The organism is Rubrimonas sp., assembly GCF_036788415.1.
Classification (GTDB): domain Bacteria; phylum Pseudomonadota; class Alphaproteobacteria; order Rhodobacterales; family Rhodobacteraceae; genus Rubrimonas.
The window spans coordinates 1-23,967 of the sequence record NZ_DAIQNN010000010.1 but is presented as its reverse complement, the minus strand read 5'-3'; the positions used below and the strand labels follow the sequence as shown (position 1 = coordinate 23,967).

The window sequence follows — 23,967 nt, the reverse complement described above, 5'->3', positions numbered from 1 at the left end:
GGAGACGCGGGCCCCTGTCGTCCGAGCCCCCTCCCCGCCCCCCGCGCCCGCCGCCGAAGCGCCGGCGACGCCGCAGCCGGAGGCCGCGAAGCCCTCAGCCGCCGAGCCGGAGCCGGTCCCCGCCGCGCCGTCCGGATTGGCGCGCCCGGAAGCTGCGAAGGCCGAGGCCGCGGCGCCCGAACCCGCGACTAAGCCGGCGCCCGAGCCCCGTCTGGACGCTCCGAGTTCGCCGCGCGAGACCGAAACCGTGGCCGCGTCCGCCCCGGCGCGTCCGCTGACGCAGCCCGCGCTACGCGGCGCGCAGGCCGAACCGCGTTCCGAACCCCGCCCGGCCCCGCCCGCGCGGCCCGCTCCGGCTGCGCCGGCCCCGGCGGCCGCGCGTCCGGCCCAGGCCCAGCCGGCCGCCCGCGGCGGCGGCGAGCCGCAGCGCCGCGACGGCGGCGGCGGCGCGCGCCAGGCGCAGGGCCGCCCCGCCGGGCGCGGCGCCGTGCACAAGAAGCTCTCCGAGGAGGAGTACGCCCGCCGCCTCAAGGCGCTGGAGATCGCCAAACGCAACGAGGAAGCCCGTCGCAAGCAGGAGGTGGAAGACACCAAGCGCCGCGAGGAAGACGCCGAGCGCCGCCGCAAGGAGATGGCCGACATCGAGCGGCGCGAAGCGGAGGAGCGCATCCGCCGCGAACGCGAGGAGCAGGCCCGCCTCGATGAGGAGCGCGCCGAGACAGAGGCCCGCGCCCGCGAGGCCGCGCGTCCCGCGCCGACCGCCGCCATCCGCGAGACCTCGCCGCGCGAGACCGCGCTGCGCGAAGCTCCGACCCGCGGCGCTGCGATGCCCGATGACGACCGCGGCCCCCGGCGCGGCAAGGGCGGCCCCGGCGCCGCCGCCGCCGACGCAAAGCGCCCCGCCCCCTCGCGGACCCGCGACGGCGGCGACCGCCGCCGCTCCGGCAAGCTGACCATCGAGCAGCTCACCACCGGCGCCGAAGGCGACCGCCAGCGTTCGCTCGCCGCGATGCGCCGCCGTCAGGAGCGCGACAAGCGCCGCACCACGGGCACGGGCGAGCGCGAGCGCGTGGTGCGCGACGTGAAGATCCCCGACGCGATCACCGTGCAGGAACTCGCCAACCGCATGGCCGAGCGCGGCGCCGACGTGGTCAAGACGCTGATGAAGATGGGCGTGATGGCCACCATCACCCAGACGCTCGACGCCGACACCGCGCAGCTCGTGGTCGAGGAATTCGGCCACAACGTCCAGCGCGTCTCCGAAGCTGACGTCGAGAACGTGCTGCAGGCCGACTCGGATGCGCCCGAGACGATGACGCCGCGGGCGCCCGTGGTCACGATCATGGGCCATGTCGACCACGGCAAGACCTCGCTGCTCGACGCGCTGCGCAAGACCAACGTCGTCGCCGGCGAGGCGGGGGGCATCACCCAGCACATCGGCGCCTATCAGGTCACGACCGAGAGCGGCGCGAAGATCAGCTTCCTCGACACGCCGGGCCACGCCGCCTTCACCTCGATGCGCGCCCGCGGCGCGCAGGTGACCGACATCGTGATCCTCGTGGTCGCGGCGGACGACTCGGTGATGCCGCAGACGATCGAGGCGATCCGCCACGCCAAGGCGGCGGGCGTTCCGATGATCGTGGCGATCAACAAATGCGACAAGCCCAGCGCCAACCCCGACAAGGTGCGTCAGGAGCTGCTTCAGCACGAAGTGTTCGTCGAGAAGCTCGGCGGCGACGTGCTCGACGTGGAAGTCTCCGCCATCACCCGTCAGGGTCTCGACACGCTGCTCGAGAACATCGCGCTGCAGGCCGAGCTCCTCGACCTCAAGGCCAATCCCGACCGCCCCGCCGAGGGCGCGGTGATCGAGGCCAAGCTCGATGTGGGCCGCGGCCCGGTGGCGACCGTGCTTGTGCAGCGCGGCACGCTGCGCACGGGCGACATCTTCGTCGTGGGCGAACAGTGGGGCAAGGTGCGCGCCCTGATCGACGACCGCGGCGAGCGGGTGACCGAGGCCGGGCTCTCCGCGCCGGTCGAAGTGCTCGGCCTGAGCGGCGCGCCCGAGGCGGGCGACGTGCTCAACGTCGTCGAATCCGAAGCCAAGGCGCGCGAGATCGCCGATTACCGCCAGCGCAAGGCGCGCGAGAAGCAGGCCGCCGCCGGCGCCCGCGCCTCGCTCGACCAGCTTCTCGCGCAGGCCAAGGCCAACGCCGACGTCGCCGAACTGCCGCTGGTGGTGAAGGCCGACGTGCAGGGCTCGGCCGAGGCGATCGTGCAGGCGCTCGAGAAGATCGGCAACGACGAAGTGCGGGTGCGGGTGCTTCATTCGGGCGTCGGCGCGATCACCGAATCCGACGTCGGGCTGGCGGAAGCCTCCAAGGCCCCGATCATCGGCTTCAACGTCCGCGCCAACGCGCCGGCGCGCGAGGCGGCGAACCAGAAGGGCGTCGAGATCCGCTACTACTCGATCATCTACAATCTGGTCGACGACGTGACGGCCGCGGCTTCGGGCCTGCTCTCGGCGGAGATCCGCGAGACCTTCATCGGCTACGCGACGATCAAGCAGGTGTTCAAGGTGTCGGGCGTCGGCAACGTCGCGGGCTGCGTGGTGACCGAGGGCGTCGCCCGCCGGCACGCGGGCGTGCGCCTGCTGCGCGACAACAAGGTGATCCACGAAGGCAAGTTGAAGACCCTCAAGCGCTTCAAGGACGAAGTGAAGGAAGTGCAGGGCGGTCAGGAATGCGGCATGGCCTTCGAGAATTACGAGGACATCCGCGAAGGCGACGTGATCGAGATCTTCACCACCGAGGAGATCGAGCGCTCGCTCTGACGGGCGCTCGATTGCGGGTCCATGACCAGACGGTTCGAGAGCGGCAAGGGGCCGTCGCAGCGGCAGCTCAAGGTCGGCGAGCTGGTGCGGCGCGCGCTGTCGGACGCGCTGATGCGCGGCGACGTGCATGAGCCGGGGCTCATGGGCGCGTCGATCACCGTGTCCGAAGTCCGCATGACGCCGGACCTGCGCACCGCCACGGCTTTCGTCATGCCGCTCGGCGGGCGGCGGATCGAGGAGACGCTGGCGGCGCTGACCCGCGCCAAGGGCGAGCTGCGCCATGCGGTGACCCGCGCGGTCAACCTCAAATACGCCCCCGACCTCGCCTTCCGCCTCGACGAGAGCTTCGACCGGATGGACGAAGTGCGGCGGATGATGAGCCAGCCGGCGGTGAAGCGCGACCTCTCCCCCGAGCGCGAGACCGACGAGGACGACGTTTGAGCCGCCGCAAGAGCGGGCGCGACGTGCATGGCTGGCTGATCCTCGACAAACCGCTGGGGGTCAGTTCGGCGCAGGCCGTCGCCAAGGCGCGCTGGGCGGCGCGGGCGAACAAGGCGGGCCACGCCGGGACGCTCGACCCGCTCGCAACCGGCGTGCTCGCCATCGCCTTCGGCGAGGCGACCAAGACCGTTCCCTACATCGCCGACGCGCTGAAGGCCTATCGCTTCACGGTGCGCTGGGGCGAGGCGACCGAGACCGACGACGCGGAAGGCGCCGCGACCGCGGGTTCCGAATTGCGGCCCTCCGACGAGGACATCCGCGCCGCGCTCCCGGCCTTCACCGGCGACATTCTCCAGACGCCCCCGCGCTATTCCGCCGTGAAAGTGGACGGCGAGCGCGCATACGCCGTCGCGCGCGCAGGCGGCGAGGTGACGCTGGCGCCGCGCCCGCTGCATGTGTCGAGGCTGGAGCTGGTCGCCCGCCCCGATGCGGACCATGCGGAATTCGAGATGGTCTGCGGCAAGGGCGGCTACGTCCGCGCCATCGCCCGCGATCTGGGCGAGGCTTTGGGCTGTTTCGGCCATGTCTCGGCGCTGCGCCGCATCTGGAGCGGGCCGTTCCGCGCCGAGGATGCGATTGCGTTTGATAAACTCGACGAAATCCGTCATAGCGACGCGATTGAAGCGCATCTGCTGCCGGTGGCGACCGGGCTGGACGACATCCCGGCTCTGGCCGTCTCGGCGGCGGCGGCGGCCATGCTCCGACAGGGGCGGCCGGCGCCGGTTGCGGGCGGAGACCTCTCCTGGGGCGACGCGGCATGGGCGGCCCGCAAGGGCCAGCCGGTCGCCATCGGCGTCTATCGGGGCGGGCTTCTGCATCCGGACCGGGTGTTCACCCTGACCGAAGGAGGACCCGATGTCGATCACGCCTGACGTGAAGACCGCGCTGGTGAAGGACTATGCGACCAAGGAGGGCGACACCGGCTCTCCCGAAGTGCAGGTCGCCATCCTGACCACCCGCATCTCGAATCTCACCGAGCACTTCAAGACCCACAAGAAGGACGTGCACTCGCGGCGCGGCCTGCTGAAGATGGTCAGCCAGCGGCGCAAGCTGCTCGACTATGTGCGCGGCAAGGACGAGGCGCGCTATCGCGCGCTGATCGAGCGCCTCGGCATCCGCCGCTGAAGCGCGAGACGACCCGAAGGCGCGCCGGACGCTCGGCGCGCCTTCGACGTTCCAAGGAGGCGCGCCGCTCCCGGCTCCGGGCTGCGCGCATCGCGGAGGGAGCCCGCCCGTGAAGGGGCGACGCCGCGGACCGTCCAGGGGGATGGCCGCATATGCAAGGAAACGGAATGTTCGACATCGTTCGCAAGGAAATGCAGTGGGGCGGCGAAACGCTGACCCTCGAGACGGGCAAGATCGCCCGCCAGGCCGACGGCGCCGTCGTCGCCACCCTCGGCGAGACCAGCGTGCTCGCCACGGTCGTCTTCGAAAAGAAACCCAAGCCGGGGCTCGATTTCTTCCCGCTCGGGGTCCACTATCAGGAAAAGTATTACGCGGCCGGCAAGATCCCCGGCGGCTTCTTCAAGCGCGAGAACCGTCCCACCGAAAAGGAGACGCTGACCTCGCGGCTGATCGACCGCCCGATCCGCCCGCTCTTCGTGCCCGGCTTCAAGCATGAGACGCAGGTGATCTGCACCGTGCTGAGCCACGACCTCGAGAACGACCCCGACATCGTCGCGATGGTGGCGACCTCAGCCGCGCTGTGCATCTCCGGCGTGCCCTTCATGGGCCCGATCGGCGGCGCGCGCGTCGGCCTGATCGCCGGCGCCTATGTGCTCAACCCCAAGATCGACGAGCTGCCCGAGAGCAAGCTCAATCTAGTGGTGGCCGGCACCCGCGAGGCGGTGATGATGGTCGAGTCGGAGGCCTACGAGCTCTCCGAGGACGACATGCTCGGCGCGGTCACCTTCGGCCACGCGCAGATGCAGCCGGTGATCGACCTGATCGTGGCGCTGGCCGAGGAAGCGGCGAAGGAGCCCTTCGACTTCACGCCCCCCGAAAGCGGGGCCGTCGCCGCCCGGGTGCGCGAATTGGCCGCCGACAAGCTCGCCGAAGCCTATGCGACCACCGACAAGGTCGCGCGCGTGGCCCTGCTCGGCGCGGCGCGCGACGCGGTGGAGGCGGGCCTCTCCGACGACGAGAAGGCCGATTCGAACGCCGTGAAGAGCGCCTTCAAGGAGCTCGAATCCGAGATCGTCCGCGGCGCCATCCTCGACGGCAAGCCCCGCATCGACGGGCGCGACCTCGTCACCGTGCGGCCCATCGTGGCCGAAGCCGGGCTCCTGCCCCGCACCCACGGCTCGGCGCTGTTCACCCGCGGCGAGACGCAGGCGCTCGTCGTCACCACGCTCGGCACCGGCGACGACGAGCAATTCGTGGACGCTCTGGAGGGGACCACCCGCGAGCGCTTCATGCTGCACTACAACTTCCCGCCCTACTCCGTCGGCGAGGCGGGCCGCATGGCCGGACCGGGCCGCCGCGAGATCGGCCATGGCAAGCTCGCCTGGCGTGCGCTCCAGGCGGTGCTGCCGGCGGCGACCGACTTCCCCTACACCATCCGCATCGTCTCCGAGATCACCGAGTCGAACGGCTCCTCCTCGATGGCGACCGTCTGCGGCGCGTCGCTGTCGATGATGGACGCCGGCGTGCCGCTCAAGGCGCCGGTGGCGGGCGTCGCGATGGGCCTGATCCTCGAGGAGGGCGGCCGCTTCGCCGTGCTTACCGACATTCTCGGCGACGAGGACCATCTCGGCGACATGGACTTCAAGGTGGCCGGCACGGCGTCCGGCGTCACCTCGCTGCAGATGGACATCAAGGTGGCGGGCATCACGCCCGAGATCATGAAGCAGGCGCTCGCCCAGGCGAAGGACGGGCGGATGCACATCCTCGGCGAGATGTCGCAGGCGCTGACCGAGGGCCGCCGCGACGTCGGCGCCCACGCCCCGCGCATCGAGACGATCCAGATCAAGACCGACAAGATCCGCGAAGTGATCGGCTCGGGCGGCAAGGTGATCCGCTCGATCGTCGAGGAGTCGGGCGCGAAGGTCGACATCAACGACGACGGCCTCATCAAGATCGCCTCAAGCGATCCGGCCGCCATCGAGAAGGCCAAGGATCTGATCCTCTCCATCGCGGCGGAGCCCGAGATCGGCAAGATCTACACCGGCAAGGTGGTGAAGATCATGGAGTTCGGCGCCTTCGTGAACTTCTTCGGCAAGCGCGACGGGCTGGTGCACGTCTCCCAGATGTCGAGCGAGCGCGGCGTGAACCCCAAGGACCTCGTGAAGGAGGGCCAGGAGGTGAAGGTCAAGCTGATGGGCTTCGACGAGCGCGGCAAGACGCGCCTGTCGATGAAGGTCGTCGATCAGGCGACCGGTCAGGAGATAAAGCAGGGCGAACAGGCCGACGCCGAGGCGTGAAGCGCCCGCGCCCTTCGGGCGCGGCGACCTGGGCCGCGCGGGGGAAGCCTCGCGCGGCCCTCTTGTTTCGGGGGGCCCTCGCCGCACAGCCCCTCTGTCCGCCCACCGGCGGCGCCTCGCTGCGGCGAGGCGGTGCGAGAGGCGGTTGCGAACGAGACCGTCGGAGACCGCGGCGGGACGCGACCCGGACAGCCGCCGTCCCGGCCTCCCTGTCGAACTTTTCGATCGCGGGTATTCTCGACGTCGCCGCGCAGGCGGTATGGTCGGGCGCGCCGCCCACCTCCCCAGCTTCGAGGGACCGATCCATGACCATCCAAGAGATCTGCCGGATCGCCCCGGTGTTACCGGTGCTCGTCGTGCGCGACGTCCGCAGCGCCGGACAGCTGGCGCGCGCGCTGGTCGCGGGCGGGCTGCGGGCGCTGGAGGTGACGCTGCGCACTCCGGACGCGCTCGACGCGATCCGCGCCATGATCGACGCGGCGCCCGACGCGGTCGTCGGCGCGGGGACGCTGCTGGGGCCGGCGGACGTGCGCGCGGCCAAGGCGGCGGGCGCGACGTTCGGCGTCTCGCCCGGCGCGACCGATGCGATCCTCGACGCCGCCGAGGATGTGGGCCTGCCGATGCTGCCGGGCGTCGCGACGCCGACCGAGGCGATGAAGGCCGCCGAGCGGGGGCTGGAGACGCTGAAATTCTTTCCCGCCGAGGCGAATGGCGGGGCGGCGGCGCTGTCGGCATGGGCCGCGCCGCTGCAGCGGCTGCGCTTCTGTCCCACCGGCGGGGTGACGCCGCGCAACGCGCCCGACTACCTCGCGCTGCCGAACGTCCTGTGCGTGGGCGGCTCCTGGGTGGCGCCCGCCGACGCGGTGGCCGCCGGAGACTGGGCGCGCATCGAGGCGCTATCGCGCGAGGCCGCCGCGCTCCGGCGCGACTGAGCCGCCGGAGCGGCGGTCGTCAGAGCACCGCGCCGATCTGCCAGGGCGCGAACTCCGCGTCGCCGAAGCCCGCGCGCTCCGAGGCGGTGCGCGCGCCGCTTGCGACGGCGAGGATCGCCTCTACGATCTGGATCCCCTTGGCGGCGATGCTGGAGGCGCCGTCGAGGATGTCGCCGCAATCGACGTCCATGTCGTCCGGCATCGCGCGCGCGAGGCTCGACTGCGTCGCGAGCTTGATCGTCGGCGCGGGCCGCGAGCCGAAGGCCGAGCCGCGCCCGGTCGTGAATACGACCACCTGCGCGCCGCCGGCGATCTGGCCCGTCACCGACACCGGGTCGTAGCCCGGCGTGTCCATGAAGACGAGGCCGGCTGCGTCCACCCGCTCGGCGTAGCCGTAGACGGCGGTCAACGGGGTGGCGCCGGCCTTGGCGACGGCGCCGAGGGATTTCTCGAGGATGGTCGTCAGCCCGCCGGCCTTGTTGCCGGGCGAGGGGTTGTTGTCGAGGCTCGCGCCGAGCGTCGCCGTGTAGCGCTCCCACCAGCGGATGCGTTCCAGCAGGCGCTCGGCGACCTCCGCCGAGGCGGCGCGGCGGAGCAGAAGCTGCTCCGCCCCGTAGATCTCGGGCGTCTCGGACAGGATCACCGTCCCGCCCATCCCGACGATCAGGTCCGACGCCGCGCCCAGCGCCGGGTTGGCGGTGATGCCGGAGAAGCCGTCGGAGCCGCCGCATTGCAGCGCGACCTTCAGCGCGGATGCGGGGCAAGGGACGCGGCGGGAGGCGCCGACCTCGGGCGCGAGGTCGGCCACGCGCGCCTTGATCGCCTCGATGGTCGCGCGGGCGCCGCCGGTCTCCTGAATGGTCAGGCCATGGAAGCGGTCCGGGTCCGCCGCGCCGTGGCGCGCGCGCATGCGCGCGATCTGCATCACCTCGCAGCCGAGGCCCACGAAGATCGCCGCGCCGACATTGGGGTGGGTCGCATGGCCCCACAGCGTGCGCTCCAGCATCGCCGCGCCCTCGCCCGCGCCGTTCATGCCGCAGCCCGAGCCGTGGGCGAAGGCGGCGACGCCGTCGATCGCGGGATAGGCGTCGAGCAGGCCCGAGGCCTCGATCTCGGCTGCGGCCCGGCGGATCACCGTCGCCGAGCAGTTCACCGTAGCGACCAGCGCGATCACGTTGCGCGTTCCGACCCGCCCGTCGGCGCGCCGATGGCCCAGGAAGCTGCGCGGCGCGACCGCGCGCGCCGCAGCCTGCGCCGTCGCGAGATCGGCCCCGATCCGGTAGTCGCGGTCGTGCTCGGCGATCGCGCAGTTGTGGCTGTGGACATGCGCGCCCGGCGCGATCGGCGCGGTGGCGTGGCCGATGATCTGGCCGAACTTGACCACCGGCGCCCCCGCCGGATGCGCGACGCGCGCGAGCTTGTGGCCGGCCGGGACCGGCCCTGCGAGGGGTCGCCCCAGCCCCAGCGGGTCGGCCCCGGCAGGCGCGCGCGCCGGCAGGATCGCGACCGTGTCGGACGGATCGAGGACGATGGGGCCGGCGCCCTCCGCGTCAGCCATCGCGAGCGCCATGCGACAGCGCGCGCACGACCCCGCGCAGTTCGGCGAGGCCCCGCAGCCGCCCGATCAGCGGATAACCCGGATGCGTCCCGCGCGCGGCGTCGTCGAGCAGCGCGTGGCCGTGATCGGGCCGGAACGCGACGTCGCGCCCCGCCGTCGCGGGGAGCAGCGCCGCGACGACCGCCACCATGTCGGTGTCGCCGTCGAGATGCGCGGCCTCCTCGAAGCTGCCGTCGGGCTCCTTGCGCACGTTGCGCAGATGGACGAAGTGGACGCGCGGGCCGAACTCGGCGGCCATGGCGGGCAGGTCGTTGGCGGGGTTGGCGCCGAGCGAGCCGGTGCAGAAGGTCAGCCCGTTGGCGGGGCTGTCGACCGCCGCGAGCGCGAAGCGCACATCATCGGCGGTCGCGACGATCCGCGGCAGGCCGAGAATGTCGCGCGGCGGATCGTCGGGGTGGACGCAGAGGCGCAGGCCGAGTTCTTCGGCGGCGGGGACCGCCTCCTGAAGGAACCGGCGGAAATTCGCCCGCAGCGCCGCGCGGTCGAGGCCCTGATAGCCGTTCAGCGCCGCGCGCAGCCCCTCGACGTCGTATCGGTCATAGGCTCCGGGCAGGCCCGACATGATCGCGTGCAGCAACTCCGCGCGATCGGCGTCGGAAGCGCCGGCGTTCCACGCCTCGGCCCGGCGGAGCGCCTCGGGCGCATAGTCGTCCGCCGCCGCCGCCCGCCCCAGCATGTGGATCTCGAACGCCGCCATCTTCGCCGCGTCGAAGCGCAGGCAGGTTCCGCCGCGCGCCACGGGGGCTGCGAGGTCCGTCCGCGTCCAGTCGAGCAGCGGCATGAAATTGTAGCAGACCGTCGTCACGCCCTCCGCCGCGAGGTTGGCGAGGCTCTGGCGGTAATTGGCGAAGAGCCCGGAGAGATCGCCCTCGCCGCGCTTGATGCGTTCATGGACCGGCAGGCTCTCGACCGCGACCCAGCGAAAGCCCGCCGCCTCGATCTCGGCCCGGCGCGCGGCGACCGCCTCGCGCGGCCAGACCTCGCCATAGGGGATCTCGTGCAGCGCAGTCACGATCCCGGCGGCGCCGGTCTGGGCGATCTCGGACAGGGCGATGCGGTCGAAGGGTCCGTACCAGCGCCAGCTTTCGATCATGTCAGGGTCTCCAGCGCGCCGGCGACCCCGCGCGCGAGCAGCACCGCGCGGGCGGCCTCAAGCTTCGGCGCGAGCGCGCAAGCGAGGTCGGGGGGGAAGATCTCGCGCACGCCCAGCAGCGCCTCCACGGGGCGGGGACCGGTCGCCGCGTCGCGCAGCCGGTCGGCCATAGGGTCGCGCACGTCGATCGGGGCGCCCGCGAGATCGACGCCGCGGACATAGAGCGACCACGCGGCGAGCGCGAGCGCCAGCCGGGGAAAGGGCCGACCTGCGGCGAGGTTCGCCGCGACCGTGTCGAGGATGCGCTGCGGCAGCTTCTGGCTGCCATCCATGGCGATCTGCCAGGTCAGGTGGCGGATCGCGGGATTGGCGAAGCGCGCGAACAGCGCGGCGGCGTAGGCGTCGAGCCGCACGCCGGGCGGGGGAGCGACGCAGGGGATGATCTCCTCGGCCCAAAGCCGGCGCGCGAAGCGGGCGAGCGCGGGGTCGGCGACAGCGTCGGCGACGGTCTCGCGCCCGGCGAGAAAGCCGAGATAGGCCAGCGCGGAATGCGCGCCGTTCAGCATCCGCAGTTTCATGTGCTCATGCGCCGTGACATCGGCGACCAGCTCGACGCCGGCGGCGGCGAAGTCGGGGCGGGCGCCGTCGACGAAATCGTCCTCGACCACCCATTGGCGGAACGGCTCATGGACCACCGGGGCGGCGTCGGCGCGGCCCGTCAGAGCGGCGACGCGCAGCAGGTCCTCGGGTTTGGTCGCCGGGACGATCCGGTCCACCATGGTCGCGGGGAAGCGGCCCTCGGCGGAGATCCAGTCGGCGAGCCCCGGCTCGATCCGGCGCGCGAGATCGAGCGTCGCCTCGCGCACCACCCTCCCGTTGCCTGGAAGATTGTCGCAGCACAGCACGGTGAAGGGGCGCAGGCTGCGCGCGCGCCGCAGCGCGAGCGCGCGGACGAGGAAGCCGGGCGCGGTGACCGGCGCGGGGTTCGCCATGTCGCGCGCGATGTCGGGGTCGTCGACGTTGAGCCGCCCCGTCGAGGGCGCGTGGCGGTAGCCCTTCTCCGTGACGGTCAGCGAGACGATCCGCACCCCGGGCGCCGCCATCGCTTCGAGCACGGCGACGGGGTCCTCGCGCGCGACGAGCGCGCCCTGCACCGACTGCACATGTCGCGCGGCGTCGCCCTCCGGTCCGAGTTCGAGCGCGGTGTAGGTCCCGCCCTGCGGCGCGAGCCGGTCGCGCGTCACGGGCGACTGGAGCGAGACGCCGAGCACTCCCCAGGCACCTCCCGAGGCCGCCATCGCCTCCTCGACATAGATCGCGCCATGGGCGCGGAAGAAGGCGCCGAGGCCGAGATGCACGATCCCCACCGGCGTCGGCGGGGCGGTGCGGGCGAGGCGCTCAGCGGGCAAGCCAGCCTCCGTCGACGTTCAGGATCGCGCCGTGGACATAGGCCGCGGCGGGCGAGGCGAGGAACACGACAGCCTCCGCGATGTCCGAGGGCGCGCCCCAGCGACCGGCGGGGATGCGGTCGAGAATGGCCTTCGACCGCTCGGGGTCGGCGCGCAGGGGCGCGGTGTTGGCGGTCTCGACATAGCCGGGCGCCACGGCGTTGACGTTGATCCCGCGCGCCGCCCATTCGTTGGCGAGCAGCCGCGTCACCCCCGCCACGCCATGCTTTGACGCCGTGTAGGAGACGACGCGGACCCCGCCCTGGAAGGACAGGAGCGAGGCGATGTTGACGATCCGCCCGCCCGCCTTGCGCGCGAAGGCGGCTTTCGCGAACGCCTGCGAGGTGAAGAACAGGGCCTTGAGGTTCACGCCCATCACCTCGTCCCAGTCCGCCTCGGAGAACTCCTCCGCATCGGCGCGCCGAATGGTTCCGGCGTTGTTGACGAGGATGTCCACCGGGCGCGCCGAGAACGCGTCGCGCGCGGCCATCGGGTCGGCGAAATCGAGGATCATCGTCTCGCCGCCGGTCAGGGCCGCCGTCTCGTCGCAAGGGGTGCGGCCGGCGGCGACGACATGCGCGCCCGCCCGCGCCAGCGACACCGCGACGGCCTGACCGATGCCGGCATTGGCGCCGGTGACGAGCGCCGTGCGGCCTTCCAGCGAGAACGGGTTCATCGCAGCGCGTCCATCGCGACGGGTTCGACGTCGCGGTAATCGACATTGTCGCCCGCCATCGCCCAGATGAACGCATAGCTGGCGGTGCCTGCGCCGCAATGGATCGACCAGGGCGGCGACAGAGCCGCCTGCTCGTTGGCCACGATCAGATGGCGCGTCTCGTCCGGCTCGCCCATCAGGTGGACGACGCGCTGGCCCTCGGGCAAGTCGAAATAGAGATACGCCTCCATGCGCCGGTCGTGCAGATGCGCGGGCATGGTGTTCCAGACCGAGCCGCCATGGAACTGCGTGTAGCCCAGCACGAGCTGGCAGGACGGCATGACTTCGGGATGGATGAACTGGTTGATGGTGCGGTGGTTCGCGGTTTCCGGCGCGCCGAGGGTGAGCTTCTTCGCCTCGCCCAGCCGCACCAGCCGCGGCGGAAGCGGCGCATGGGCGGGACAGGACGCGATGTAGAACCGCCCGTCGCCCGAGAAGACCACCGGCCCCGCGCCCATCGGCAGATAGAGCACGTCGCCCTTCTCCAGCGTCCAGACTTCGCCCGAGGCGCGCACCGCCCCGGTCGCGCCGACATTGACGACGCCCATCTCGCGACGGTCGAGGATCGAGGCCGTGCCGCATTCCCGGACATGGTCGAGCGTCAGCGCGCCCCCGGCGGGAACGGCGCCGCCGACGATCATCCGGTCGTAATGGGTGTAGACCAGCCGGATCTCGTCGTCGGCGAACAGCCCTTCGGCGAGGAAATTCGCGCGCAGCGCGGCGGTGTCCATCGCGCGGGCTTCCCGCGGGGAGATTGCGGGGCGGGTTTCGACGGTCAGCATCGGGCGGTCCTCGGGTGCAGGGGCGCGGTCACAGGAAATCGTCGCGGCGCGGCGCGAAGCTGTCGATCAGCTCGCCGGGTTCGAGGCAGACGCAGCCATGGGCGAGCCCGGACGGGATCGCGAAGCTGTCGCCGGGACCGACTTCGCGGACCTCGTCGCCGAGGGTGAAGCGGAAGCGCCCCGAACGGACGAAGGTCGTCTGCACATGCGGATGGCTGTGCGGCGCGCCCTCTGCGCCCGCATGCGCGAAGCGGAAGGCGACGGTCATCAGCGCGGGGTCGTCCGCGAGGACCTGCCGCGCGACCCCAGGGCCGGTCTCGACGACTGCATAGGGCAAGGGCGCCTCCTTCATCGGAACTGGGCCGGCAGCCAGAGCGAGACTGCGGGGATGTAGGTGACGAGCATCAAGGTGAAGACGGCGGCGCCGTAGAACGGCCAGATCGTCTTCATCGACTCCCAGATCGAGATCTTGCCCACTGCGCAGCCGACGAAGAGCACTGCGCCGACAGGCGGCGTGCACAACCCGATGCCGAGATTGAGGATCAGGATCACGCCGAAATGGATCGGATCGACGCCGTAAGCCATCGCCACCGGCAGGAAGATCGGCGTGGTGATGACGATCAGCGGCGACATGTCCATGAAGGTGCCGAGGATCAGCAGCGACACGTTGATCATCAGCATGATGACGAGGGGATTGTCGGAGAAGTCCTTCATGAAGCCGACGATCATCGTCGGCACCTTGAGATAGGCGAGCAGCCAGCCGAAGGCCGCGGCGCAGCCGATCACCAGCAGCACCATCGCCGTGGTGCGGACCGCGCCGAGCGTGGCGGCGACGAACTGGTCCCAGGGCAGCGAGCGATAGACGAGCAGGGTCACCGCCAGCGCGTAGACGACGGCGATGTTGGAGCTTTCGGAGGCGGTGAACACGCCCGACCGCACGCCGCCGAAGATGATCGCGATCAGGATCAGGCCGGGGACGGCGCTGACGAACAGCGTGCCGACCATGCGCCAGCCGGGGAACGCCTCGGTCGGGTAGCCGCGCTTCTTCGCGACCCAAAAGGCGGTGAACATGAGCGACAGGGCGAGCAACAGCCCCGGCAGGATGCCCGCGGTGAAGAGATCGGCGATCGACAGCCGCCCGCCGGCGGAGATCGAATAGATGATCATGTTGTGCGAGGGCGGCAGCAGAAGCGCGATGATCGAGGAGGTGACGGTGATGTTGACCGCGTAATCCGCCCCGTAGCCGCGCGCCTTCATCTGCGGGACCATCAGCCCGCCCACCGCCGAGGCGTCCGCCGCCGCCGAGCCGGAGACGCCGCCGAACATCACCGAGGCGAGGATGTTGACCTGCCCCAGCCCACCGCGCAGATGGCCCACCATCGCGCCTGCGAGCCCCACCAGCCGCCGGGCGATGTCGCCGCGCACCATCAGGTCGCCCGCATAAATGAAGAACGGGATCGCCATCAGCGCGAAGACCGACACGCCCGAATTGAGCCGCTGGAACACCACCAGCGGCGGCAGCCCGAGATAGAGCACCGTCGCGAAGGACGACACGCCGAGGCAGAAGGCGACCGGCGTGCCGATCAGCAGCAGGAAGATGAACGTGCCGAAGAGAACGGCGAGTTCCATGGCTCAGCCCTCCGCCGGCTGTTCGTCGGAAGGATGTTCGTCGCCGAAGCGCGCCGTATGCAGCCCGGCCGCCCGGCGCAGGACGCGCTCTATGGAGAACAGGGTCACCATCACACCGCCGAGCACGACGGGGACCAGCGCGAAGCCCGTCGGCAGACCGAGCGTCGGCATCGGCGCGCCCCAGGTTCCGACCATCAGCTCGCCCCCGAACCAGACCATGCCGGCGCCGAAGCAGCCCACCACGACGTCGGAGATCGTCTGAAACACCGCGCCCACGCGCAGCGGAAGCACGCTGAGCAGCACGTCGAAGCTCAGATGATAGCCGTCGCGCGTGCCCACCGCCGCGCCGAGGAAGATGAACCAGCCCATCAGCAGCACCGCGAGCGGCTCGGTCCAGGTCTGGGGCTGGCCGAGCACATAGCGGGCGAACACTTGCCAGGCGACGAAGGCCGTCATCAGCACGAGGCACGTTCCGGCGATCCAGAGCGCGATCCGGGCGACGACTCCGAAGGCGCGCGCGAGCGCGGCCAGTCCCGACAGCATGGCGTCCTCCCCCGAAAGCCCCGGCCCGCGCGGCGCGCGGGCCGGGAGACGCATCACTCGGTCGCCTGAATGCGGGCGACGAGGTCCTTGAGCGCGGGCGAGGTGACGTGCTTTTCGTAGACTGGGGCCATCGCGGCGATGAAGGGCGCCTTGTCGATCTCCGTGACGACCTGAGCGCCGGCCGCGCGCACCTTCTCCTCAGACGCCTTCTCGCGCGCCGCCCAGAGCTCGCGCATCTTCGGCGTGGAGTCCTTGGCGGCCTGGCGGATCGCCGCCTGGTCCTCGGGCGAGAGCTTGTCCCAGGAGAGCTTCGACATCACCAGCACTTCCGGCACGATCAGGTGCTCGTTGAGCGTGTAATAGCCCGCGACTTCGAAATGGCCCGACGATTCGTAGGACGGCCAGTTGTTCTCGGCGCCGTCGATGACGCCGGTCTGGATAGCGGAATAGACTTCGCCATAGGGCATCGGCGTCGCGGCGGCGCCGAGCGCGGTCATCATGTCGACGAAGATGTCGGACTGCATGACGCGGATCTTCATGCCCGACAGATCGTCGATCGAGTCGATCGGCTTCTCGCGGTTGTAGAAGCTGCGCGCGCCGCCGTCGTAGAAGGTCAGCGCCACGAAGCCGTGCTGCTCGAAGCCCTTGGCGATGTCGGCGCCGATCTCGCCGTCCATCACCGTATGCATGTGCTCGGGCGAGCGGAAGATGAAGGGCAGCGAGACGACCTTGGTCTCTTCGACGAGATTGTTGAACGGGCCCATCGACACGCGGTTGAGGTCGATCACGCCGAACTTGGTCTGCTCGATCGTGTCCTTCTCCTCGCCAAGCTGGGCGGAATGGAACACCTCGACGCAGATGCGGCCGCCGGTGCGCTCCTTGACGAGTTCGCCCATGTATTTCACCGCCTCGACGGTCGGATAGCCGTCGGGATGGGTGTCCGAGGACTTGAGGGTGATCTCGCAGGCGCCGGCGACGCCGGCGACGGCGAACGAGGCGGAGGCCAGCAGCAGGGCGGTCAGTCGGGTCGGTCCGTTCATGGCGTTTTCTCCCATTTTTTCGATCGTTCAGAGCCGATAGGCCGCTTTCGCGAGCCCGTATGCGAGGTCGCGCGCGACCTCTGGGGCCTCGTCCGCGTCGAGCCGCCCCGTGGCGACCAGCGTGGCGAGGAAGGCGGCGTCGACGCGCCGCGCCATGTCGTGGCGCGCCGGGATCGACAGGAAGGCGCGGGTGTCGTCGTTGAAGCCGACGGTGTTGCCGAAGCCCGCGGTCTCGGTGGTCATCTCGCGGTAGCGCCGCATGCCCTCGGGGCTGTCGTGAAACCACCAGGCAGGGCCGAGCCGCAGCGCCGGATAGGCCCCGGCGAGCGGCGCGAGTTCGCGCGCATAGGCGCTCTCGTCGAGGGTGAAGGCGATGACGGTCAGCTCCGCCCGCATCCCCACCGCGTCGAGCAGCGGCTTCAGAGCGGCGACGTAATCGGTGCGGGTTGGGATGTCGAAACCCTTGTCGCGCCCGAAGGCCCCGAAGACTTCCGGGGAATGGTTGCGCCGCGCGCCGGGGTGGATCTGCATGACGAGCCCGTCGTCGAGGCTCATCTTCGCCATCTCCGTGAGCATCTGGGCGCGGAAGGCCTCGGCCTCCGCCGGGGTAGGCCCGGCGAGGACGCGGGCGAAGAGGTCCGCCGCCTCGCGCTGCGAGAGGTTCGCCGTCGCCGCGGACGGATGGCCGTGATCCGTGGCGGTGCAACCGAAGCTCTTGAAGAACGCCCGGCGCGCGCGGTGCGCTTCCAGATACCCCTCCCAGCTCCCCGTGTCGCAGTCCGTGATTTCGCCGAGGCGGGCGACGTTGGCGGCGAAGTCCGGCGCGTCGGGGTCGATCACGGCGTCGGGCCGGTAGGTGGGAACGACCCGCCCATGCCAGCCCGATTCGCGGATCGTCGCGTGCCAGCGCAGATCGTCCAGCGCGCTGTCCGTGGTCGCGATGACTTCGACGCCGAAACGGTCGTAGAGCGCGCGGGGCCGGAACTCTGGCCGCGCCAGGCAGTCGGCGATGCGGTCGTAGAGGCGGTCGGCGGTCTCGGCCGACAGACGCTCCTCGATCCCGAAGACCGTCTCGAGCGCGTGGTCGAGCCAGAGCCGCGAGGGCGTGCCCCGGAACAGGCGGTAATGCTCGGCGAAACGTCGCCAGATCGCGCGGCTGTCGGTCTCGGTCGGCCCGTCATCGATGCGCGGCACGCCGAGATCGGCCATCGCCACGCCCTGCGACACGAGCATCCGGAACACATAGTGGTCGGGGGTCACGAACAGGCGGGCGGGATCGGGGAAAGCGTCGTCCTCGGCGAACCAGCGCGGCTCGGTGTGGCCATGCGGGCTGACGATGGGAAGGTCCTTGACCTCCTCGTAGATCGCCCGCGCCAGGTCGCGAGTGGCGGGGTCCGGCGGGAAAAGCCGGTCAGGACACAGCAGAGCCACCCCGCGCTCCTCCTGAAACCGCTCCTTTGCGGAGCCTTTTCGCCGGAGAGGATCGACAGACCCTTCCCAGACGGTTAGTTGGCTAATATGCTAGTTACAGGGGGCTGTCAATCGGGGTGCGCAATGGCCGAACTCGCCACGCTGCGGTCGCTTGAGCCGATCGTCCGTCCGTCGGTCGCCGACACGGTCTTCGAGGAACTGCACCGGCAGATCGTCGCTCTGGACCTGCCTCCCGGCGCGAAGCTCTCGGAGGTCGAGGTCGCGCGCGCGCTCGGCGTCTCGCGCCAGCCGGTGCGCGACGCCTTCTACCGGCTGTCAAAGCTCGGCTTCATGACCATCCGGCCTCAGCGCGCGACGATCGTCGCGCCGATTTCCGAGACGATGGTCGAGCAAGCGCGCTTCATCCGCCTCGCCATCGAGGCCGAGACGGTTCGGCTCGCGTGCGAGAAGATGACGCCGGAGCGCATGGCGGCGCTGGCCGAGCTGATCGCGCGCCAGCGCGCTGCGGTCGCCGCGGACGACCGAAAGGGCTTTCACGCGCTCGACGACGCCTTTCACCGCGAGCTCTGCGCCGCGGCGGGACAGGCCCACGCCTGGGAGGTGATCCGCGAGAACAAGTCGCACATGGACCGCGTGCGCCTGCTGTCGCTCGCCTTCGCGTCGCACGAGGCGGTCGAGGACCATCAGCGCATCATGGACGCCGTCGCTGCGCGCGACGCCGACCGTGCGGCCGAGGAGATGCGCCGGCATCTGTCGCGCCTGAAGCTCCAGATCCGCCGCATCCGCGCCGAACAGGAGGCGTTCTTCGAAGGCCCGCCCGGCGATGGCTGACCGGTTCCTCGCCATCGGCGAATGCATGGTGGAGATGTCGCCGCGGCCAGGCGGGCTCTACGCGCTCGGCTTCGCCGGCGACACGCTGAACACCGCCTGGTACGCGCGCCGGCTGCTGCCCCCGGACTGGTCGGTCGGCTACCTGACCGCGATCGGCGCCGATGCGCTCTCCGACCGGATGGAGGCGTTTCTGCGCGAGTCCGGGCTCGACGCGACGCATGTCGCGCGGCGCGCAGACCGCACCGTCGGCGCCTATCTGATCGAGCTTCGGGAGGGCGAGCGCTCCTTCGTCTACTGGCGCGGCCAATCCGCCGCGCGAACGCTGGCCGACGACCCCGCGGCCCTCGAGGCGGCGCTCTCGGGCGCGCGGCTGATCTATTTTTCGGGAATCACGCTGGCGATTCTCGACCCCGACGCGCGCGCGCGCCTGCTCGCGGCGGTCTCGGCCGAACGGGGGCGCGGCGCCGCCGTCGCCTTCGACCCCAACATCCGACCCCGCTTATGGGAGAACGCCGCGACGATGCGGGCCGCGATCATGGCGGGCGCCGCGGTCGCCGACATCGCCCTGCCCTCCTTCGAGGACGAGGCCGCGCATTTCGCCGACGCCTCGCCCGAGGCGACGGCGGACCGCTACGCCGCGGCGGGCGCGCGGGTCGTGATCGTGAAGAACGGCGCGGGCGAGACGCTCGGTCGCGACGAGACCGGCGAGGCGCGCCTGCCGGCCCGTCCGGCGAAGCGGGTCGTGGACACCACCGCCGCCGGCGACAGCTTCAACGCGGGCGCTCTCGCTGCGCTGACGACGGGCTACGACCTGCGCGCCGCGATGGAGAAGGGGGCGGCGCTCGCGCGGCGGGTCATCGGCGCGCCCGGCGCGCTGGTCGAGCCCGAGAGAAGCTGACCGGACGGACGGCGTCCGGACGATCTGGCGCGGCGCGCGCCGGGGGCTCGCCGACCTGCGCGTCGAAGCTCACGCCTGTCCGGGCGTCCGGGCAAATCTTTGGAGCGCCGTCGCCGTTCCCGAGCTCCAGACCATGCGAAGCCATTCGCCAAAAGCGTCTGCGAAGCGAGGCTCCTGCGCCAATGTCCCGTAGGTGTCGGCCTGTTCCAGCCAGGCGGCGGGCCGGGCGCGGGCGGCGAGCGCGGTCGCGCGCAGGGACGGCCAGTTCGGATCGTTGGGCGCGATCTCGGCCCCGTCCTCGCGCGATCCGGCGCACATGCGCGCCCAGAGGGCCTCCACCAGCGCGAGACCGTCCATCGGCGCGCCTGCGGCCAGCGCGTCGCGCAGGATGGGCAGGACGAAGCCCGCATGGCGCGACGAGCCGTCGAAAGCGACGCGGCGCGTGGTGTCGCGGATCGCCGGATTGGCGAAGCGGCCCTCGATCAGCCTGACGTAGTCGGTCGGCGTCATGCCGGGAACGGCGACGACGTGAGGGACGATTTCCTCATGCTCGACTTTCCGCCAGAAGGGGGCGATGAGAGGATGCGCCATGCAGTCGGCGATGGTTTCCACGCCCAGCAGCTCGCCGGCGTTGGCGAGCACCTGATGGCCGGCGTTCAGGATGCGGATCTTCATCGCCTCGTAGTCGTGGACGGCGTCCGTGAAGGTCGCGCCGACGCGGTCCCAATCCGGGCGCCCGGCGCAGAACGCGTCCTCGATCACCCATTGCCGGAAGGCCTCATGCGTCACCGGCGCCGCGTCGTCGACGCCGAGCGCCCTGGCCGCGGCGATTTCGGCCGGACCGGTGGCCGGAACGATGCAGTCCACCATCGAGTTGGGAAAGGCCCCGCGGGCCGCGATCCAGTCGGCCAGCGCGGGATCGGACAGCCTCGCGAGGCCCACGACCGCGTCGCGCGCGACGGCGCCGTTGCCGCGCAGGTTGTCGCAGCTCTGCACGGTGAAGGGCCCATGGCCCGCCTCCCGGCGCCGGCGCAGCGCGGCGACGATGGCGCCGAACGCGGTGCGCGGACGCGCCGGATCGGCGGCGTCGCGGGCGATGTCGGGATGCGCCGGATCGAACGCCCCGGTGGCGGAGTTCACGAAATACCCGCCCTCGGTCACCGTCAGCGACACGATGCGGATGGCCGGGTCCGCCATCTGCGCGATGAGCGCGGCGTTGTCGTCCTCGACCGGCAGGAAATCGATCATCGATCCGCAGATCTCGGCGCTCCGGCCGTCCGGGCGCAGTTCGATCAGCGTGGTCAGACAGTCCTGCCCCAGCAGGCGCTCGCGCATGGCGGCGTCGGCGGGGCGCACGCCGGCCCCGACGATCGCCCAGTCGCGCGCGAGTCCCTGCTGCATCAGGCGGTGCAGATACCACGCCTGATGCGCGCGGTGGAAATTGCCGACGCCGATATGGACGATGCCGGGGCTCAGATCGCCGGCGGCGTAGTTCGGGCGGCCGACCGTCTCCGGGATGTCGCGCAACGCAGCGCGGCTCAGGCGCACGGGTTCTCCGGCAGTCAGCTCATCCATTGTCCGCCATCCACATTGTAGGTTTGCGCGACGACGTAACGAGCCTCGTCGCTCGCGAGGAACACGGCCATGCCGGTGAGATCCTCGGCCACGCCCATGCGGCCGAAGGGGACGGCCGCGCCGACCTCGGCCTTCTTCTGGCCAGGGGCCTTGCCCTCGTATTTCGCGAAGAACGCGTCGACCCCGTCCCAGTGTTCGCCATCCACCACGCCGGGCGAGATCGCGTTGACGTTGATCCCGTGCCGGATCAGGTCGAGCCCCGCCGACTGGGTGAGGCTGATCACGGCGGCCTTGGTCGCGCAATACACGGCGACCAGCGGCTCGCCGCGCCGGCCGGCCTGCGACGCCATGTTGATGATCCGGCCCTTCACGCCGGCCGCGATCATGTGGCGCGCCACGGCCTGCAGGGTGAACAGGGCGCCCGCAACGTTGATGTCGAAGGTCCGCGCAAAGTCCTCGCGGGTGATCTCGACGATGGGGGCGGCCGTGAAGACGGCGGCGTTGTTGATCAGGATGTCGATCCGTCCGAACGCGGCGGCCGTCCGGGCCACGGCGTCGTCGATGCTCTGCTGCCGCGTGACGTCCATTTCCACCGCGATGGCCGCGTCGCCGATGTCCTGCGCGGCCCGCCGGGCGCGGGCGATGTCGATGTCGGCCAGCGCCACCCGGGCGCCTTCGGCGACGTAGGCGCGCGCGAAGGCCAGCCCGATGCCGCGGGCCGCGCCGGTGATGAGCGCGCTCTTTCCCTGAAGCCGCATCATGCGATCCTCATGCCGGAGGCGTCGAAGCGATGGATCTGGTCCTCGCGCGGCGCGAGCGCGACGGCGTCGCCGAATCTCAACCCGACCTCGCCGGTCGCGCGCACGGTGAGGCTTTCGGCGAGCCCCGTCCCGAGCACATGAAGGAAGGTGTCCGAACCCAGATGCTCGGCGACGCCGACCGTGCCGCGCCATGGGCCGTTTTCGGCCACCTCGATGTGCTCGGGGCGGATGCCGATGGTCGCGGCCCCGTGTTGCGCCGCGGCGTTCCCCTCGATCAGGTTCATCCTCGGCGAGCCGATGAAGCCGGCCACGAACAGATTGCGGGGATTTCGGTATAGCTCCAGCGGGCTTCCGATCTGTTCGATATTTCCGGCGCGAAGAACCACGATCTTGTCGGCCATGGTCATCGCCTCGACCTGGTCATGCGTGACGTAGACCATCGTGGTCTTGAGCCGCTTGTGGAGTTCGCTGATCTCGAGCCGCATGCCCACCCGCAGCGCGGCGTCGAGGTTCGAGAGCGGCTCGTCGAAGAGGAACGCCGCCGGCTCGCGCACGATCGCGCGCCCGATGGCGACGCGCTGACGCTGGCCGCCCGAGAGCTGCCCGGGCCGCCGGTCGAGATAGTCGGTGAGGTTCAGCGCCTTGGCGGCGGCTTCGATCCGGCGCTTCTGCTCGGCCTCGGGCACGCCCGACATCTTCATCGGGAAGGCGATGTTCTTGCGCACCGTCATGTGCGGATAAAGCGCGTAGGACTGGAACACCATGGCGAGGCCGCGCTTCGCCGGGGGGGTGTCGGACGCATCGACGCCGTCGATCCTGATCGCGCCCGAGGTGATGTCCTCGAGCCCCGCGATCAGCCGCAACAGGGTGGACTTGCCGCACCCTGATGGGCCGACGAAGACGCAGAACTCGCCGTCCTCGATGGTCAGATCCAGCGGCTGGATGACGTTGACGTCGCCGAAGCTCTTGGCCACTTGCTCGAGCGCGATCTGTCCCATGGTCGGTATCCCTTACTTCACGGCGCCGAAGGTCAGGCCGCGCACCAGTTGCTTCTGGCTGAACCAGCCGAGGATCAGGATCGGGGCGATAGCCATCGTCGAGGCCGCCGACAGCTTCGCGTAGAACAGACCCTCGGGGCTGGAGTAGCTTGCGATGAACGCCGTGAGCGGCGCAGCGCTGGCCGCGGTCAGGTTCAGGGTCCAGAAGGCCTCGTTCCAGGCGAGGATGAAGTTCAGCAGGATCGTCGAGGCGATGCCGGGGATCGCCATGGGCGTGAGGACGTAGAGGATCTCCGCCCTCAGCCCCGCGCCGTCCATCCGCGCGGCCTCGAGTATCTCGCCGGGGATTTCGCGGAAATAGGTGTAGAGCATCCAGACGATGATCGGCAGGTTGATCATCATCAGGATGAAGACGAGGGCTCCGCGATTGTCGAGTACGCCGAGCTCGATGCAGATCAGATAGATCGGATAGAGAACGCCCACCGCCGGCAGCATCTTGGTCGAGAGCATCCAGAGCAGGATGTCCTTTGTGCGCTTGGACGGCGCGAAGGCCATCGACCAGGCCGCGGGCACCCCGACGAGGATGCCGAGCAGAGTCGAGCCGCCGGCGATGATGACCGAGTTCACCAGAAATCGCATGTAGTTGGAGCGCTCCTGCACCACCGCGTAGTTTTCGAGCGTCCAGGCGAAGTTCAGGAACAGCGGCGGATCGGCGATCGCCTCGGCCTCGGTCTTGAAGCTGGTGAGGATCGTCCACAGGATCGGAAAGAAGATCAGCAGCCCGACGCCCCATGCTACTGCGGTGTTGAAGGCCTTGCGGCCGGGAGTGACGGCGCGCGCCATGGTCGATTCTCCTCAGCGGTCCAGGTTCTTGCCGACGATGCGCATCAGGAACAGCGCGACGATGTTGGCGAGGATGA

General features: G+C 70.6%; 22 protein-coding genes. 8 read left to right on the top strand and 14 right to left on the bottom strand.

The genetic code is table 11. From position 1 onward, the window contains the following. Window positions 1-274: 274 nt before the first annotated feature. The 6 genes from infB (at window position 275) to eda (ending at window position 7,685) form a co-directional block, all read left to right on the top strand. Window positions 275-2,830: a translation initiation factor IF-2 gene (infB, locus tag V7Q31_RS04540; RefSeq protein WP_442976354.1), complete on the top strand. Its 2,556-nt coding sequence runs from the start codon at window positions 275-277 to the stop codon at window positions 2,828-2,830. A 21-nt stretch (window positions 2,831-2,851) separates the two neighbouring features. Further along, window positions 2,852-3,271, top strand: coding sequence for a 30S ribosome-binding factor RbfA (rbfA, locus tag V7Q31_RS04535; protein ID WP_333832489.1), 420 nt, complete (start codon window positions 2,852-2,854; stop codon window positions 3,269-3,271). Next, window positions 3,268-4,203, top strand: a complete 936-nt coding sequence (gene truB, locus V7Q31_RS04530; protein ID WP_333832488.1) for a tRNA pseudouridine(55) synthase TruB — start codon at window positions 3,268-3,270, stop codon at window positions 4,201-4,203. Before rbfA ends, truB begins: the two co-directional genes overlap by 4 nt. After that, on the top strand, window positions 4,187-4,456 hold the full coding sequence (gene rpsO, locus V7Q31_RS04525; RefSeq protein WP_333832487.1) for a 30S ribosomal protein S15: 270 nt from the start codon (window positions 4,187-4,189) through the stop codon (window positions 4,454-4,456). The genes truB and rpsO overlap by 17 nt, the downstream gene beginning before the upstream one ends. A 167-nt stretch (window positions 4,457-4,623) precedes the next feature. Beyond that, on the top strand, window positions 4,624-6,753 hold the full coding sequence (pnp, locus tag V7Q31_RS04520) for a polyribonucleotide nucleotidyltransferase (protein WP_333832486.1): 2,130 nt from the start codon (window positions 4,624-4,626) through the stop codon (window positions 6,751-6,753). Window positions 6,754-7,058: 305 nt separating this feature from the next. Then, window positions 7,059-7,685, top strand: coding sequence for a bifunctional 4-hydroxy-2-oxoglutarate aldolase/2-dehydro-3-deoxy-phosphogluconate aldolase (gene eda / locus V7Q31_RS04515; RefSeq protein ID WP_333832485.1), 627 nt, complete (start codon window positions 7,059-7,061; stop codon window positions 7,683-7,685). A gap of 19 nt (window positions 7,686-7,704) precedes the next feature. Here the strand turns inward: eda and V7Q31_RS04510 are convergent, their stop codons facing one another. The 10 genes from V7Q31_RS04510 to uxaC are packed head-to-tail and all read right to left on the bottom strand — an operon-like array spanning window position 7,705 to window position 17,984. Then, window positions 7,705-9,243 (bottom strand): UxaA family hydrolase, encoded by a 1,539-nt coding sequence (locus V7Q31_RS04510; protein ID WP_333832484.1) that lies wholly within the window; start codon window positions 9,241-9,243, stop codon window positions 7,705-7,707. Continuing rightward, window positions 9,236-10,396, bottom strand: coding sequence for a mannonate dehydratase (gene uxuA / locus V7Q31_RS04505; RefSeq protein ID WP_333832483.1), 1,161 nt, complete (start codon window positions 10,394-10,396; stop codon window positions 9,236-9,238). The genes V7Q31_RS04510 and uxuA overlap by 8 nt, the downstream gene beginning before the upstream one ends. Then, complete coding sequence (locus tag V7Q31_RS04500) at window positions 10,393-11,805, bottom strand: mannitol dehydrogenase family protein (RefSeq protein ID WP_333832482.1); 1,413 nt, start codon at window positions 11,803-11,805, stop codon at window positions 10,393-10,395. The genes uxuA and V7Q31_RS04500 overlap by 4 nt, the downstream gene beginning before the upstream one ends. Then, window positions 11,795-12,520: a 2-dehydro-3-deoxy-D-gluconate 5-dehydrogenase KduD gene (kduD, locus tag V7Q31_RS04495; protein WP_333832481.1), complete on the bottom strand. Its 726-nt coding sequence runs from the start codon at window positions 12,518-12,520 to the stop codon at window positions 11,795-11,797. The genes V7Q31_RS04500 and kduD overlap by 11 nt, the downstream gene beginning before the upstream one ends. After that, the gene (gene kduI, locus V7Q31_RS04490) at window positions 12,517-13,341 is read right to left on the bottom strand and encodes a 5-dehydro-4-deoxy-D-glucuronate isomerase (RefSeq protein ID WP_333832480.1); all 825 of its coding nucleotides are present in this window, start codon (window positions 13,339-13,341) and stop codon (window positions 12,517-12,519) included. The genes kduD and kduI overlap by 4 nt, the downstream gene beginning before the upstream one ends. Window positions 13,342-13,369: 28 nt before the next feature. Next, window positions 13,370-13,693 (bottom strand): cupin domain-containing protein, encoded by a 324-nt coding sequence (locus V7Q31_RS04485; RefSeq protein ID WP_442976351.1) that lies wholly within the window; start codon window positions 13,691-13,693, stop codon window positions 13,370-13,372. Continuing rightward, window positions 13,690-14,970, bottom strand: a complete 1,281-nt coding sequence (locus V7Q31_RS04480; protein ID WP_333832478.1) for a TRAP transporter large permease — start codon at window positions 14,968-14,970, stop codon at window positions 13,690-13,692. The genes V7Q31_RS04485 and V7Q31_RS04480 overlap by 4 nt, the downstream gene beginning before the upstream one ends. 3 nt (window positions 14,971-14,973) lie before the next feature. Beyond that, window positions 14,974-15,567, bottom strand: coding sequence for a TRAP transporter small permease (locus V7Q31_RS04475; RefSeq protein ID WP_333832477.1), 594 nt, complete (start codon window positions 15,565-15,567; stop codon window positions 14,974-14,976). Then, window positions 15,567-16,553 carry a TRAP transporter substrate-binding protein gene (locus V7Q31_RS04470; RefSeq protein ID WP_333832476.1) on the bottom strand — a complete coding sequence of 329 codons (987 nt, stop codon included), beginning with the start codon at window positions 16,551-16,553 and terminating at the stop codon, window positions 15,567-15,569. The genes V7Q31_RS04475 and V7Q31_RS04470 overlap by 1 nt, the downstream gene beginning before the upstream one ends. A gap of 27 nt (window positions 16,554-16,580) precedes the next feature. After that, on the bottom strand, window positions 16,581-17,984 hold the full coding sequence (uxaC, locus tag V7Q31_RS04465) for a glucuronate isomerase (protein WP_333832475.1): 1,404 nt from the start codon (window positions 17,982-17,984) through the stop codon (window positions 16,581-16,583). A gap of 123 nt (window positions 17,985-18,107) precedes the next feature. On the opposite strand from uxaC, the gene V7Q31_RS04460 reads away from it, so the two are divergent. Continuing rightward, window positions 18,108-18,815 carry a GntR family transcriptional regulator gene (locus V7Q31_RS04460; RefSeq protein ID WP_333832474.1) on the top strand — a complete coding sequence of 236 codons (708 nt, stop codon included), beginning with the start codon at window positions 18,108-18,110 and terminating at the stop codon, window positions 18,813-18,815. Beyond that, window positions 18,808-19,713 carry a sugar kinase gene (locus tag V7Q31_RS04455; RefSeq protein WP_333832473.1) on the top strand — a complete coding sequence of 302 codons (906 nt, stop codon included), beginning with the start codon at window positions 18,808-18,810 and terminating at the stop codon, window positions 19,711-19,713. Before V7Q31_RS04460 ends, V7Q31_RS04455 begins: the two co-directional genes overlap by 8 nt. A 69-nt stretch (window positions 19,714-19,782) precedes the next feature. Here the strand turns inward: V7Q31_RS04455 and V7Q31_RS04450 are convergent, their stop codons facing one another. The 4 genes from V7Q31_RS04450 to V7Q31_RS04435 are packed head-to-tail and all read right to left on the bottom strand — an operon-like array spanning window position 19,783 to window position 23,890. Continuing rightward, window positions 19,783-21,288 carry a mannitol dehydrogenase family protein gene (locus tag V7Q31_RS04450; RefSeq protein WP_333832472.1) on the bottom strand — a complete coding sequence of 502 codons (1,506 nt, stop codon included), beginning with the start codon at window positions 21,286-21,288 and terminating at the stop codon, window positions 19,783-19,785. Beyond that, a complete protein-coding gene (locus V7Q31_RS04445) occupies window positions 21,276-22,049 on the bottom strand; it encodes an L-iditol 2-dehydrogenase (RefSeq protein ID WP_333832471.1) in 774 nt (257 codons plus the stop codon). Before V7Q31_RS04445 ends, V7Q31_RS04450 begins: the two co-directional genes overlap by 13 nt. Beyond that, on the bottom strand, window positions 22,046-23,047 hold the full coding sequence (locus V7Q31_RS04440) for an ABC transporter ATP-binding protein (protein ID WP_333832470.1): 1,002 nt from the start codon (window positions 23,045-23,047) through the stop codon (window positions 22,046-22,048). Before V7Q31_RS04440 ends, V7Q31_RS04445 begins: the two co-directional genes overlap by 4 nt. 12 nt (window positions 23,048-23,059) lie before the next feature. Next, window positions 23,060-23,890: a carbohydrate ABC transporter permease gene (locus V7Q31_RS04435; RefSeq protein ID WP_333832469.1), complete on the bottom strand. Its 831-nt coding sequence runs from the start codon at window positions 23,888-23,890 to the stop codon at window positions 23,060-23,062. Between the last annotated feature and the right edge of the window lie 77 nt (window positions 23,891-23,967).

Coding starts and splice junctions, on each gene's coding strand:
- rbfA (WP_333832489.1), top strand. CDS start 2,852: ATGACCAGACGGTTCGAGAGCGGCAAGGGGCCGTCGCAGCGGCAGCTC.
- rpsO (WP_333832487.1), top strand. CDS start 4,187: ATGTCGATCACGCCTGACGTGAAGACCGCGCTGGTGAAGGACTATGCG.
- pnp (WP_333832486.1), top strand. CDS start 4,624: ATGTTCGACATCGTTCGCAAGGAAATGCAGTGGGGCGGCGAAACGCTG.
- eda (WP_333832485.1), top strand. CDS start 7,059: ATGACCATCCAAGAGATCTGCCGGATCGCCCCGGTGTTACCGGTGCTC.
- V7Q31_RS04510 (WP_333832484.1), bottom strand. CDS start 9,243: ATGGCTGACGCGGAGGGCGCCGGCCCCATCGTCCTCGATCCGTCCGAC.
- uxuA (WP_333832483.1), bottom strand. CDS start 10,396: ATGATCGAAAGCTGGCGCTGGTACGGACCCTTCGACCGCATCGCCCTG.
- kduD (WP_333832481.1), bottom strand. CDS start 12,520: ATGAACCCGTTCTCGCTGGAAGGCCGCACGGCGCTCGTCACCGGCGCC.
- kduI (WP_333832480.1), bottom strand. CDS start 13,341: ATGCTGACCGTCGAAACCCGCCCCGCAATCTCCCCGCGGGAAGCCCGC.
- V7Q31_RS04485 (WP_442976351.1), bottom strand. CDS start 13,693: ATGAAGGAGGCGCCCTTGCCCTATGCAGTCGTCGAGACCGGCCCTGGG.
- V7Q31_RS04480 (WP_333832478.1), bottom strand. CDS start 14,970: ATGGAACTCGCCGTTCTCTTCGGCACGTTCATCTTCCTGCTGCTGATC.
- V7Q31_RS04475 (WP_333832477.1), bottom strand. CDS start 15,567: ATGCGTCTCCCGGCCCGCGCGCCGCGCGGGCCGGGGCTTTCGGGGGAG.
- V7Q31_RS04470 (WP_333832476.1), bottom strand. CDS start 16,553: ATGAACGGACCGACCCGACTGACCGCCCTGCTGCTGGCCTCCGCCTCG.
- V7Q31_RS04460 (WP_333832474.1), top strand. CDS start 18,108: ATGGCCGAACTCGCCACGCTGCGGTCGCTTGAGCCGATCGTCCGTCCG.
- V7Q31_RS04455 (WP_333832473.1), top strand. CDS start 18,808: ATGGCTGACCGGTTCCTCGCCATCGGCGAATGCATGGTGGAGATGTCG.
- V7Q31_RS04450 (WP_333832472.1), bottom strand. CDS start 21,288: ATGGATGAGCTGACTGCCGGAGAACCCGTGCGCCTGAGCCGCGCTGCG.
- V7Q31_RS04445 (WP_333832471.1), bottom strand. CDS start 22,049: ATGATGCGGCTTCAGGGAAAGAGCGCGCTCATCACCGGCGCGGCCCGC.
- V7Q31_RS04440 (WP_333832470.1), bottom strand. CDS start 23,047: ATGGGACAGATCGCGCTCGAGCAAGTGGCCAAGAGCTTCGGCGACGTC.
- V7Q31_RS04435 (WP_333832469.1), bottom strand. CDS start 23,890: ATGGCGCGCGCCGTCACTCCCGGCCGCAAGGCCTTCAACACCGCAGTA.